Annotated in this window: 14 protein-coding genes; 4 read left to right on the top strand and 10 right to left on the bottom strand. The window is 59.9% G+C overall.

Going from position 1 to position 12,430, the window contains the following annotated elements; translation table 11 throughout:
* Window positions 1–258 precede the first annotated feature (258 nt).
* Both CXY73_RS17195 and CXY73_RS17190 read left to right on the top strand, forming a co-directional pair.
* Complete coding sequence (locus CXY73_RS17195; RefSeq protein WP_104137059.1) at window positions 259–1,236, top strand: electron transfer flavoprotein subunit alpha/FixB family protein; 978 nt, start codon at window positions 259–261, stop codon at window positions 1,234–1,236.
* Window positions 1,233–2,192, top strand: a complete 960-nt coding sequence (locus tag CXY73_RS17190; protein ID WP_104178413.1) for a cytochrome b/b6 domain-containing protein — start codon at window positions 1,233–1,235, stop codon at window positions 2,190–2,192. Before CXY73_RS17195 ends, CXY73_RS17190 begins: the two co-directional genes overlap by 4 nt.
* Before the next feature lie 21 nt (window positions 2,193–2,213).
* On the opposite strand, the gene CXY73_RS17185 is transcribed toward CXY73_RS17190, so the two are convergent.
* From CXY73_RS17185 to CXY73_RS17180, 3 genes are read right to left on the bottom strand one after another with little or no spacing between them, the layout of a single operon-like run.
* Window positions 2,214–2,705: a hypothetical protein gene (locus CXY73_RS17185; protein ID WP_104178412.1), complete on the bottom strand. Its 492-nt coding sequence runs from the start codon at window positions 2,703–2,705 to the stop codon at window positions 2,214–2,216.
* Entirely contained in the window at window positions 2,702–2,827 is a 126-nt protein-coding gene (locus CXY73_RS23275) for a hypothetical protein (RefSeq protein WP_255411396.1), read from the bottom strand. Before CXY73_RS23275 ends, CXY73_RS17185 begins: the two co-directional genes overlap by 4 nt.
* A complete protein-coding gene (locus CXY73_RS17180) occupies window positions 2,820–3,014 on the bottom strand; it encodes an AlpA family transcriptional regulator (protein WP_104178411.1) in 195 nt (64 codons plus the stop codon). Before CXY73_RS17180 ends, CXY73_RS23275 begins: the two co-directional genes overlap by 8 nt.
* A gap of 641 nt (window positions 3,015–3,655) precedes the next feature.
* On the opposite strand from CXY73_RS17180, the gene CXY73_RS17175 reads away from it, so the two are divergent.
* Together CXY73_RS17175 and CXY73_RS22990 are read left to right on the top strand one after the other, a co-directional pair.
* Window positions 3,656–4,006, top strand: a complete 351-nt coding sequence (locus tag CXY73_RS17175) for a hypothetical protein (protein WP_104178410.1) — start codon at window positions 3,656–3,658, stop codon at window positions 4,004–4,006.
* Window positions 4,003–4,470 (top strand): hypothetical protein, encoded by a 468-nt coding sequence (locus tag CXY73_RS22990; RefSeq protein WP_104178409.1) that lies wholly within the window; start codon window positions 4,003–4,005, stop codon window positions 4,468–4,470. The genes CXY73_RS17175 and CXY73_RS22990 overlap by 4 nt, the downstream gene beginning before the upstream one ends.
* A gap of 271 nt (window positions 4,471–4,741) precedes the next feature.
* Here the strand turns inward: CXY73_RS22990 and CXY73_RS17165 are convergent, their stop codons facing one another.
* From CXY73_RS17165 to CXY73_RS17130, 7 genes are all read right to left on the bottom strand, one after another.
* On the bottom strand, window positions 4,742–5,683 hold the full coding sequence (locus tag CXY73_RS17165; protein WP_104178408.1) for a nucleotidyl transferase AbiEii/AbiGii toxin family protein: 942 nt from the start codon (window positions 5,681–5,683) through the stop codon (window positions 4,742–4,744).
* Window positions 5,670–6,239 carry a type IV toxin-antitoxin system AbiEi family antitoxin domain-containing protein gene (locus CXY73_RS17160; RefSeq protein WP_104178407.1) on the bottom strand — a complete coding sequence of 190 codons (570 nt, stop codon included), beginning with the start codon at window positions 6,237–6,239 and terminating at the stop codon, window positions 5,670–5,672. Before CXY73_RS17160 ends, CXY73_RS17165 begins: the two co-directional genes overlap by 14 nt.
* A gap of 1,148 nt (window positions 6,240–7,387) precedes the next feature.
* Window positions 7,388–8,809, bottom strand: a complete 1,422-nt coding sequence (locus CXY73_RS17150) for a DUF4041 domain-containing protein (protein ID WP_104178405.1) — start codon at window positions 8,807–8,809, stop codon at window positions 7,388–7,390.
* Entirely contained in the window at window positions 8,809–10,056 is a 1,248-nt protein-coding gene (locus tag CXY73_RS17145; protein ID WP_199185419.1) for a hypothetical protein, read from the bottom strand. The genes CXY73_RS17150 and CXY73_RS17145 overlap by 1 nt, the downstream gene beginning before the upstream one ends.
* 130 nt (window positions 10,057–10,186) lie before the next feature.
* Complete coding sequence (locus CXY73_RS17140; RefSeq protein ID WP_104178404.1) at window positions 10,187–11,416, bottom strand: hypothetical protein; 1,230 nt, start codon at window positions 11,414–11,416, stop codon at window positions 10,187–10,189.
* An 8-nt stretch (window positions 11,417–11,424) separates the two neighbouring features.
* Complete coding sequence (locus tag CXY73_RS17135; protein WP_104178403.1) at window positions 11,425–11,691, bottom strand: hypothetical protein; 267 nt, start codon at window positions 11,689–11,691, stop codon at window positions 11,425–11,427.
* 78 nt (window positions 11,692–11,769) lie between these two features.
* Window positions 11,770–12,165 (bottom strand): sulfate permease, encoded by a 396-nt coding sequence (locus tag CXY73_RS17130; RefSeq protein WP_104178402.1) that lies wholly within the window; start codon window positions 12,163–12,165, stop codon window positions 11,770–11,772.
* Between the last annotated feature and the right edge of the window lie 265 nt (window positions 12,166–12,430).

The following is a 12,430-nucleotide window of genomic DNA, read 5'->3' as shown; positions in this document are numbered from 1 at the left end:
CGCACCACCGCTGGCTCTCTTCGGCACGAACGGTGGCTCTGAACCGCACGATCGGGTGGCTCTCACCGCATCAAATACTCAATACACAGTGTGCATTTGAGCGATCTCGCGATGAATGAGCCCTTTTCTCGCTCGGTGGTGCGGTCGATAACACAGCGTCCCGCTCGTGCAGCGGGTCGAAAGATTGTCGATGACGGCGCGGCTGCAACCGAACTCGTCGAATTCCTTACGTCGTCCCACCTCATTTAGGAGAATCTCATGACAACCTCTCTTGCACTCGTTGTCCTTGTTGATGAGCAACGCGTGGAAGCGTCCGCTGCCGCTCTTCTCACCGCCGCTGCCCGTCTGGGCACTCCCGTCGCCGTTGTTGTGACTCCCGGCTCATTGAGCGAGACGGCCATCACGGCGCTCTGCGAGGCCGGCGCCGCCCGGGTATTGCATTTCTCGACGCTTGATGCCACGACTCACTTGATCACGCCCCTGGTCGATGCGCTAGCCGCGGCGGTCTCTGCCACCGACCCGATCGCCATTGTGATGGAGCACACCATCGACGGTCGCGAGGTCGCTGGCAGGCTAGCCGTGCGACTCGGCGTAGGACTTGTAACGGATGCCGTAGACGTGCGAAATGAAGAACGCCAGCCGGTCGCGACTACCTCCGTATTGGGTGGTTCGTATTTGGTGGACTCCGTTATCGAGAACGGTCCCCTGATCGTCACCGTTCGGCCCGGGGCGATCGAACCCTCCAAGCAGTCGGCTTCAACCGCCGCGGACGTCAGCTCCCAGTCACTTGAATCGTCTGCCGTGCCCGGCACCATCATCGAATCGGTCTCGGTAACCCGTGTGACATCGAATCGGCCGGAACTTCGGGGAGCGACCCGGATCGTCTCGGGTGGACGCGGCCTGCAATCGCAGGACAAATTCGTCCTCGTCGAGCAACTCGCGGACGCCCTCGGCGCGGCGGTCGGCGCGTCACGCGCGGCCGTCGATGCGGGCTATGTTCTGCAAGTCTCTCAGGTCGGCCAAACGGGCGTCACGGTCTCGCCTCAGCTGTATGTGGCGCTCGGCATCTCCGGTGCCATTCAGCATCGAGCCGGCATGCAAACCGCTTCGACAATCGTGGCTATTAACACGGATACCGACGCCCCCATCTTCGACATCGCCGACTTCGGCATCGTCGGTGACGTGTTCACCGTCGTGCCACAGCTAATCAAACAGCTCGAAACGCGTCACCAATGAGCCAGAAGGCAACGGCGACTGCCACGCCCGCAAAACAACCCGCCGCCTTCCGCGGCAGTGCTTGGTTTAAACTCGTCTGGATCGTGCCAGTTGCCATCCTGCTTGTACTTGTCATTGTTGTCGGAGCACAATTATTCCGTGCGACGGAATCAGGCCTGAATTTTCTGACCACCTATCCCGGTGAAGCACACCTGCCGGAATGGGCACCGGTGGGTTTTCCCGCATGGCTCGCTTGGCAGCACGGGATCAACGCGCTTCTCATGGTCTTCGTCATCAAATCGGGTTGGCAAATTCGCACGACTCAGCGGCCGGCGTTGTATTTCACCCGAAACAACAAGGGGATTGTCCGCACCAAACGAGCGCCCAAAAAGATCAGCATAAATCTGTGGCTGCACATCGCCACGGACACATTGTGGGTGCTTAACGGCATCGTGTTTTATGTGCTCATCTTCGTCACTGCACAATGGACCCGTATCGTCCCAATCTCGTGGGACGTCATGCCCAACGCTATTTCGGCGGGTATCCAATATGCCTCACTTAATTGGCCGACTGAAGATGGCTGGGTGAACTACAATTCCCTGCAGCTGCTTACATATTTTGCAATCGTCTTTATCGTGGCGCCCTTATCAATCATTACGGGACTTCGCATGTCCCCGTCGTGGCCATCGAACACGACCAGGCTGAACAAGGCCTTCCCAATTGAAGCAGCCCGGGCCATGCACTTTCCCCTTATGTTGGCATTCACAGGCTTCATCGTCTTACATATCGCACTCGTCCTAGCGACGGGGGCCCTGAGAAACCTCAACCACATGTACGCCGCGAACGATGCGACAAACTGGCTGGTATTCTGGATCTTCGTAGCATCTGTCGTGGTAATGGCGGGCGCTTGGTTGGCGCTCAGGCCCATGACCCTGCGCGTGATCGCATCAACAATGGGGAATGTTACACGAAATTAACGCAAGTGTTCCTTGGTGAAGTCAGATCAATCGAACTGGATCGTGATCGTTCAGGTAGACGCCCGCGCCTTCCCCGAACTCGGCACAGCAGCTGGGGCTTGGACCCGGACAAGTCTCTGCACCAGCTATCTGACCGGCCCCCCGTTGAATCTGTACATCCACCGTGCCCAGATGATCGGGCGTGAATATCGCAATCCGTAGCCGTGCGATACGTGCCACCGTCCGCACATCCTCGACCGTCAGATTTCTCGTAGGCATGTACTCGATGACCTCCTGTACGGCGAGCTGCACGACCAATGACTCGACAAGCTCGTCCGGCTTTCCCCGGCGCCCCCGAGCCCGGTTCTCCATCTCCACGTGGACGCTAAACCGCGCACGATTGCGGTGCACGTGCGCCACGAAGCCCTTCAACAGTCCCTCGAAATGTTGAAGACGTTCTATGCGCCGGACCTCGGCCTTCGTACTTCGCACGGCCGCGGCGGCGATAGCGTAGTCACGGGTGTTGGCCGTCACAAGGAGACGGTGCAGGCCCCGCTGTCGTCGCGGTTGGTGGCGCGGGCGCGATATCGGCCGCTGGCCAGTTGTCGCACGTCGATAGAGCCCACTTCACCGGCGGCGATCTGCGGCCTAACCATGACGGTGCTCGTGAACCCAGATGAGCACGTCCTGCACGTCGTACCGCACGAGCCGGCCCAGCTTCACATAGGGCAGCCCAGTCTGCATCAAGCGCCAGTCCTCGAGCGTGCGCTCCGGCATTCGGAGCAGCTCGGCGAGTTCGTGCTGGGTGAGAAACGTGGGGGTGATTTGCGTCGTCGTGTCCATACGCAATAGGTGCGCCAGGGAGCTCGTGAGCGGCCCGACCGAGCCGGGACAAGCCCGTATCGGGCCGGGCACAACAACGCCCAAACAATCCCCGAGGGGGTTTTTGGTGTAGTTTACGGTAATTCGGCCTGTTTCGGGCCTGTCGGTCAGGGTGGGCGATAAGTGATTTCGCCGCGGAATCCTGCGCCTGTTAGTGCTGGGGTACCTGGACTCGAACCAAGAACAAATGATGCGAGCCGGGTTGCCTATATCGGTGGCGCCCATCCCCCAAGTTCCGCGTGATTATGCGGAAGTTGGGGGATCTAGCTTACCTTTTACCCCGTGTTGAAACGGACTGATTCTGGCAATTTGAAGGGTTTGTGGCACCCAAAGTGGCACCGCGAAATCTCGGCAGGAGGTCGGGTCACAGGTATCGGCGTTCCACACTCCTCAGTGAAACGGCATTCGAAGGGACAACCGGAAAGGCGCACCCGATCGATCGCATCCGGGCTTTCATTTTGGGAGGATCGCCGCCGCGCTGAACGCCGATGACGATTCCAGAGCGTTCAACGCTGCACGAGTGGTACTGGTCATCATCGAGTACGATTCTCGCGGCCTCGCGACCGCGCCCTGGGCGGTTCGAACGTCACTAGAGTCGATCCATGCCAATCGATAATCACGCCCGCGATCTCGCTCTCGGGATGGCCGCGGCGCTCGACGCGGGCGAGGACGTGACGAACGCAAAGCTCGAGATCGTCAGATACCTCATGGAGTCGTCCGACGCACAAGTCCGGACCGAGCATTTGCTCGCTTTCGTCAACGCCAACGCGGTGATGATCGCACTGCTCATGGACGTTGCCCCTAAGTGGTACCAAGTCGGATACCTGCACGGCAGTCTCTCTACTCATGGAGTGGATGAAGGCAAAGTTTATGAGGCTCCCGATTCCAACCTGCTGTTCAAACAATTGGCGGAGGCGTGGCCTTCGGACGAGAGCCCTGAGGGCACGGCGTGACCACCGAGGACACGGCGTTAATCGTCGCAACCAGTGCCGCTGTGATCGCCCTCTTCGCAACGGCCTTTTCGGGATGGCAGGCGATCATCGCCCGAAACAGCCAAAAGACAGCTAACGAACGCTGCCTCGTCGAGTGGGAGTCCGCCTCGTGGCCGGAGCCCGGGATCGTCGAGTTGCGTTCTAAAGGACCGGATGACGCTCGAAGGGTCTGGGCACGCATAACTATCGACGGCAGATCGGTCGAGCAAGGGGCACGCCGCATTCGCCAGGGGCAGGCCTTACGTTTTCTGTATTCCGAACTCGCGGTGGCTTGGGAAGTAGACGACCTCCTCAGAGCTGGTCAGGGCGGGGAATTTAACAATGCAATGTCGGTTTCGTGGGGCGCGGTCATCACTTGGCAGAGCCGATACGGCCGTCCACGCGAGGAGCGTGCGAGCGGAATCTTGCGACGGCGGGAACGATAGAAACAAACGGGACCCGTCGACGAGTCGCTCCCCTAGATCCAGAAATTCTACATACCGAAGCACATCCGGCGAGCGTCAGCACCCGCCCCCCGGGGAACCCGAATCCGCCGCTATCATGGCGCCTGTCGGCATCGAGAAGTCGATGTGCTCGCGCACAGCGGCATCCATTCGAGGGACCCCCGCGTTCCCTCCAACGGAGGCAGTGTGCTCGCTCCCGCGCCCGAGCTTAAGGTCTTTGGCTCCTAGGTACGGACCTGCTCAGACCTGCGCGTTACGCTCGTTCAACTCGCTCGAGCCACGCGTTGACTTCAGCAACGACGTCGGCAAGCGTCGCAGACAACCCTGCAGACTCCGCCGCCTTATCGAAGCTCGCTCCCCAATGCGCATGCACCGTCAAGTGAGCCGGCCAAGTGCGTGGTGGGCCCCCGGTCGCTTCGGCCTCGACGGCGCGACTCGTGAAGACGTCCTCTATCGAGGCACGCACCTCCACCAGGGTCGGCTGCCCGGTGGCCTCGATCAGGTCGCGAAGCAGCAGGAGATCCACGGCGTCACGGGCACGATCATTGATGAGCTCGGGTGGGTCGTGCGGATCGGTGGAAGCGTGCACCTTCTGCGCGATCTGGTATCGCATCGACAAGCTCGTGAGGTGCTCAGGGGTCGGCAGCCCAAAGCCGGCCAGCGACGGGGACGGAATCTGCTCCGGAGCTTGTCCCGCGTGCCCTTCATCCGCTGAAAGTTCAACCTGGACCCGTCGCCAGGTCACACCGCTCAGCAGCACAGTCACGTCGAAACGGCGCGGCTTCACAAGCCGATGCGGCACATCAATGGTTTCCACTGCGCCGCGCACAAGCGTCAGCGGACCCCACGGCTCAGCGAACGACTTGTCCAGGTCGGTGAGAAAGACATCCAAGTCGCCCCGAACGAGGCCGTCGATGTCCCGGGTCGTGCGTGACATGCCCGGGAGCCGGTATTGCAGCATCGTTCCACCCTTGAGCAGGAACAACGGCGAGCCGGTCGCGTCCATTACACGTTGCAGCGCGGCAGAGACGACAGTCGCGGCGACCAACCAGCCCAGGCGCGGACCGGCCGTTCCGAGGCTGGCCTGGGCCTGAGCGATCCACGCGTTGAGAATCCGAGCAGACGATGGCGTCTTCCCTTTTGGCGTAAGCCCGTCGAGAGATTGTGCCAGGTTGACCGGCTCATGCTCCCCCATCGCGCACCTCGAGTTCCTTCGTCAAGCGCTCCCGGTCGGGAGCAGGCAGGCGGCTGGTGCGTCCCGCCCGGTCGAGAGCTTGCCGAATCAGATAGCTCGGCACACCTGAGGCAATGCACTGACCGATCGCGGTCGCCACGTCGGCAATGGGTATCCCTTGCCACCATGTCACTCGGTCCGGATCGATGTCGTCATGGTGGACGACATATCGCTCGCCACCGGCACGACGGAGGCGCCGATGGCGGGCAACAGCCAAGTGGATGCGACTCGGGTTAATATCGCTGATCTCCCATGCCGCCAAGGCGGTGTCGTGGCTCAGATGCGCCTCCGACACACCTGTCCAGAGCACGGCCAATTGGTATTCGTCGAACTCCGTCTCAGCCACCTGCGGCACTCGGTAGACTCCGCGAGCCGCCCGCTCAAGCCGGTCGCGGGCAACCATTGTGGACAGCTCCGCATGCGACACGCCCTCATCCTCCGCCTGCCTAGAGGTGACGAACCCATGCTGATCCAACGCGAACTCGCGCAGTCTTTCCAACTTCGTCACCACAGCCATGTCAAAATCTTATCAAAATCTGAAGATATTGACCGTGCCAAATCTGAACTCACGTCTTACCGTTCCCGGGCTGCAACGAACCGATCGCAGCGCCACTACGGGTGATAACTCGAACCAAGAACATACGCGTATCGAGTGCGCACTTTCGCACCCGCCGGCGGACTCATCGTGCGATGCTCGCGGCTACGGACGGCAGTGAATACCTAGGTCAGACGGCAGATGGCGAGATTGACGAGCGCAGTGAAGCGCCAAGAATCTGCACGTAGCAAACCAAGATTTGATGGGTTTACGACACCCAAAGCAGCCCTCTTACGTCGAAGGACTCAAACTCGCCGGAAGAAAATAGCTGCTGATCAGCCAGAAAGCTGGGGTACCTGGACTCGAACCAAGAACAAATGATAAGCGTCGGGGTAGCGGTGCGCACCTGCATATGGGGCAGACTTCCGCGGAATTCCGCGGTTCTCATGGGGTTTAGTGTACGCGCTGTACGGTGAGATACGGCCTGAATCTGGTCAGATTTAGGGGTTTATGGTGCGTTTCTGGTTTCACTCTGGTCGTTCACGCGTCTAGTCGAATTTGACTCAATTTCTGAAGCCCAATCTGGTCCCGCACGGCCTGATGGAAATTATCCAGTTCAAGATCCAGGGCCACGTACGGTCCCTCGGAATACTCCGATGCCCGCTTAACAGCCCCAGTTTCACATGCTTGGATAACGGCGTGGCTGTGTCTGCGAATCTTCTGCGCAACGGACAAGACTGGCTCGCCTGACAACAGTGCAAGCCGAGAAGTGTGTTCACGAATGTTCCCTTGCAGGACTTTCAGTCGGGCCAACCCCTCCTGGTCTCGCAACTCCAACCGGTCGCCCGCCTCATGCATGAATTGGCGAACGACACCGGAGAAATCCGAGCTGAGCTCGTAAAAGTGGAGGCTCCAGCGATATCGGTTCTCTCGCCTTCCTCGGCGGTAATCTGCAAAAAGGGACGGCAGGATGGCAGTTGCAGATCCAACGCATACTGCGCCGACGACCGCCCACACCGAATTCAAATTAGTCATTACCGCACATTACCGTCTGCCGACGACCGGCAATGCGCTCAGGCCCACGTGGCGCCATGTTGTCATTGAGTGTGACCTGTAGCCAGTCTGAACCTTCAGTTGCCAGTATTACTAGTGTCTGTCGGCGGAATCCGTTGCACTCGTCCTCTGCTCTCGGGCCAGCGGTTTACCGACTGCATGAATTCGGTAGCATCGGCATGTTCCCGAAACTCTAGGAGATTTCCGACCTTTTCCATCAAGACTTCGCGCACCTCGGCAGGTGAAGCAAAGAAGAATTCTTTACGTAAATTGGCCTGGTTCAAAGCTTGGGCAGCAAAATGCTTATGCAGTTCGTTCTCCAGGGTCACCGCGTCCTCCGAGAAGAACAGAGTGTGGATGTCGAAACGGAACGGAACGGATGCTCCGCTCAGTTCGGCAACTCTGTCGGTTGGTTCGAGCCGACGGGTGAGGCCGATTTTGACCACGTCCTCGCCAAATGCGCCACGATTCGAAATCACGTAAATGTAACCTGCGCGAATGTTCGCGGCGCGGTAGTCATTCTCTGCGATTGCGGTGTCGAGCTCCGCGAGGCGCAGCTCCAAGTCGGGGTCCTCGTTTCCGGCCGCACGGATTGCGTTCAACGCGTTTACGAGGTGTTGGTGTTCCTTATCGAGCCTGGCCCGCTCTTCAGCAAGCTCCTTCTCGACCCGACGTTCTTCACGCAGTTTTGCGCGTTCTTCGCGCTCGGCTTCCTTCTCTTCCTGCCGTTTCATCAGCCAATCAGCAGTCAGTTCGATCTCTTCAATCCTCAGATCGTGGAACTCGTCACTAATTCGCATCTCCATCAGCGACCCAATCTTTGCGATCGCAGTTCTTGACGCTTCTAAGCGCCGTTTGGCGGTAAGGACGTTACCGACGCGCAATGAGCGGATACTGTTGTCCGCCTCAGCGTTGTAGGCGCGAAGCATAAGCCGTGAAAGATCATCGGTCATCCGCCGCCCCTTCGCCAGCGAATTATCAAAAGTGAAGAGGTTCGACTTCACAATGGCGCGACTAGTTGTTACGACTTCAGCAATTTGCGTCTCAATCGATTCCAGGCGTTCGCGATAGAGCGCAGCATTCTCCAATGGGTGATGATAACGATAAATACCGACGTCCTGAAGGACCCGCGCATCATCAAGCTCCACGTAACCTGCGCCCGATGAACTAACGAGAGCCAGGCGTGCTCTCAATTCTGCGTTCTCAGTTTCGAGGAAGGTAATCCGAGCGGAAGCGCCAAGCGACGCGCCCGCAATTCCTGCACCATCAGTTGGCACTGGATGGCCTGTTTGACTCTGTTGAGCCCGGCCCGCAGATGGGCTCGAGTCGGAGTCGGAGTCGGAGTCGGAGTTCGTGTTCGTGTTCAACCAAAGCTGCCAGCCTTCTGGCGGCAAAGGCCACGACGGGTCGGGGCTCCAACTTGCGGGAGGCCTCCAACCGGCGGGAGCTTTTGGCCAACCTGGAGGCGGGTTGAAAACGAGACCTTCGACTGCACCCATCAAGACCGACGGACCCCGGTTCCGTTAGCCGGAACCAATCCAAGTGGGTTCTTCGAGAGCGCCGCACCGAGGTGTTCAAGAGTCGCGGCGGGTACAACGGCCGACAGCTCAATTTGATCGAATACGTCTCGCGAGACAGCGACCGCGACAAATGGCACGTACGTTTCAGTACCTGTGGCGGGACTAACGGTCTGTGTCCCCACCTCAAGCGAAATGGCTTGAATCAGGTTCCGACGGTCAGCCTCAAAAACTTCGTGGAGACTGCGCAGGGCAACCTGGTGCACGATTCCCGCGTATCGATCCTTGGCATCTTTTTGCGAAAGCTCGCCCACAGCTATCTCATCGCTCGCCCTGACGTATCTATACGACTTGATGGTTGGAATCTGATCTGGGCCAGGTACGAGCACCCGCAAACGAAGCTCAGCGGATGACGATTCGAATACCGACTCGTGGCCAACATCAAAGCTGTCTGGATACACAGAATTTGCAATGACAATTCCGACGTACTCGTCTATGGCTGCTGCATCCCCATAGCCGAGATTCGCGATCAACTGATCCAGGGAAGAATTGTTCCTGACAACGAGGGCTTCTCGTCCCGCACACTCTTCCTCGTAGCGTGCACGTTGGGTGGCGAGTTCTTCGATCCGTCCCTTTTCGGCCGCCGCGTGCGCTGCGGATTGCTGTGCCTGACGTCCCGGCAGACCTTGTACCGCAATTTCCCAAGCTTGTCGAGCAACGCTTAGCTCTGCATCGGCCAAGGCATCGGCCTCAGCGAGCTTCTTCTTGCGACCAAAAAGTCCCGTGGGCTTCTCGACAGTTCGACGAGTGGGCTCTAAGGGGCTGGAGATCAGTGGCGGAACCGGTATCGCGATTTCCAGGTTAGGCCGGGCGAAAGCGGGATGCTTCGCCTTTTGTCGCAAACTCTCCAAATCAACGTAATCATCGACGTCGAGCGTCGCTGTCAGCAGACTGTCCAACTGGTCATAACCGGCGATCAGTGTGGCATTGAGTTGTTCAACTTCGGCCTGCATGGCTGCAATGTGCGCGACCGCCGCTTCCTTCTCCATCCGCTTCCGGTCGGCATCAGAAGCCCTTTCCGCCGCCACTGTTGCGCGCTTTGCAGCATTTTGTGCCTGGACGGCACGCTTGTACGCGGCATCCTGCTGACGAACTGCGGCTCGTTGCCGCTGTTCGGCAAGCCGTGACTGATGCTGAATCTCGGCTAAAAATCCTCGACGCTGTGCCATTTGTTCCCCCATCAGACGAAGTACTGATTCTACCGCGTTGAAAATGGCCACGCCGGAGTGCGCTGGGACCTCGGGCAAGCGGGCATGGTGCACTGATTTTGAGATCTATGCCGCGGTGGACAGCAGGAAGCTATGGGAGATGTCTGCGGTAAATCTGATCGCCTGTTGGGTCCCGTCGTTGCTCAAAGGTATACGCAAACCGCTGCATGGCGATATACGCAGCACTCCGAGCATCGTCGGCTGTCAGCAGGCACGCCGGGACCCGCTCAATAGCCTTCCGCAGCGCGTGCTGAACGAGAAGTATCTCGACGGACGCAGGAGATTTACCGCGACGGACCCTTGCCCGGTTCTCAATCTCCGCGTCCAAGCTGTCCCGCGCGCTATGACGGTTCATATCGGTCACGACAGTCTGCACCAGCCGATCGAACTGCCGTTGCCGCTCTTCCCGCCGCACCTCAGCTTTCGTACTCCGCACTGCGGCCGCGACGTTGCGGCCGGTCAGCAGGTCGACCCGGCGCATCCGCTCTGCGACTATTTCAACAGCTCGCGCGTAGACGATGTTCTCCACCGGAACCGGCGGGAGACCCATGCGCGCCCTGGTCTCTGCGTAGGCCTCGACGAACTCACGCATGCGGGCACCATTCTTGAGCATGTGCTCGGTCAGCGATTCGGCGAAGACGGTGAACTGCCGCAGGTGCTCGGGCCGCGACGGGTCATTGAAATAGGCGTCGGCCTCCCGCTCGTTGGCGCGGCGCTCAGCCGCGGTCGTCGCGTGCAGAAGCTTCGGCGGGAGGCCGGCCCGGCTCAGGGTGCGCCTGAGCCGTCGCGCTGCAGCGTTGGCCTCCAGCTCGGACTGGTAGATCTCCGGATCGCTGCGCCGGTTGCGCTGCAACTCCGCCCGGCGCTCCTTGTTGCGCTCGGCCCACTGCCGGGTGATCTGCTTCGTGCGCTCGGGGTCCGCATCCCGCCTAGCCGCGGCCCGCGCGTTCACCTCGTCGCGGTGAACGTTGTAGTAGCGGTTGTAGTACTCGCGCAACTTCTCGCGATTCTCCGCCACCCACCGCTGCTGATACTCACGCCCGCGCTCCGGATGCTCCACCCGCCACCGCTTCGCCCGCTCCCTCCCCCGCGCCCGCACCTCCGCCTCACGATGCCGGCGAGCCGCGGCCCGACGCATCGAATCCCGATTGAGCTCCCGGGCCCGGTCAAGATGTTCCGCCCGCCAGAGACGATTCAGCTCCCGGATCCGGTCGCGGTTCGCCGCCACATACTGGCGCCGCCTTTCCGCCGCATCATCGCCAGACGGATGCTCCGCCAGCGCCTTCTGCGCGCCGGCACCTTCCTCAAATGGGTCGTTCATGATCGCTGCTACTCGGCAGGCGGCGGAGCCAGCTCGATGACCAGGGCAAGCAGTTCAGAGCGATGCGCCGACGGATTCGTGATCACACGCGCGATCGCGACGCGGAGCCGCTCGGCATCCTCGTCTCCGATCTCGGCGGCGGGCTCCAAGCAGTACGCGATGTCATTCTGCAGGTTGGGGCCGTCATCGTCGACGGCGATCTCAGGATAGTAGAACAGCGCAGCCAGCGCGGTGCGGCTGAGCAGATCGTCGAACTGCTCCTGCGAAATCGTCATAGTGAAACCTCCTGTGGGCGGACCTGTGTGGGAGCCAATCATGCCGTTATCAACAGGTGCGCCAGCCCAGCCGTGCTGTTAACCGTGCCTCGAAACGAGTATGGGATCGTCGACGTGCACGACGTGCACGACGTCCTCGGCGAGCAGCGCCCGGGTCATTCGACGCCGCGCCACAGCTTCACGAACGCGCACCACGATCAACTTCAGCAGGCTGATCGGCCCGATCAAAACAAACTTGAGCGTGTTGAAAAGGAACAGCAGCACGAGCAGATTCAGCCAGCCGGGCCCACCGGCTTCGACCTGCGCTCGGCAATAGATAGCTGCAAGGGAATACGGAACCGCGAGCAGCATCCCGGGCACACCCCACTTCAGCCCTCGTCGCGTGTTGATCGCGTCGATCACGATGGCGGTCGGCATGAATCGGCGCATGAAGAAGTAGCTGCGGGCGGTAGCGGCCAGAATGAGTTCGAACATGGCGCGGCCTTTCAGATATTCGGCAGCAAGAACCTGAAGGACTGAAAGTCATACCGTGACAACGAGCGACGGCGCGTAATAGAGGTTGCCTACAAATACTGTAGAACCGGATGCCCGTAGCCGAAAGTGCCGCGCATATTTCAGAGCGGACGCTCCCCCACGCGTCCCCGACCGGCTCAAAAGGAGACGCCCCGCCTACTTCAAGATGAAGATTCCATCGGGGGCCCCTGACCGGATTGATTCGCCGGGTGCGGCATACACGCTG

The organism is Cryobacterium sp. Y50 (assembly GCF_002929805.1).
Taxonomy (GTDB): Bacteria; Actinomycetota; Actinomycetes; order Actinomycetales; family Microbacteriaceae; genus Cryobacterium.
This window is presented reverse-complemented; position numbering and strand designations above follow the sequence as displayed.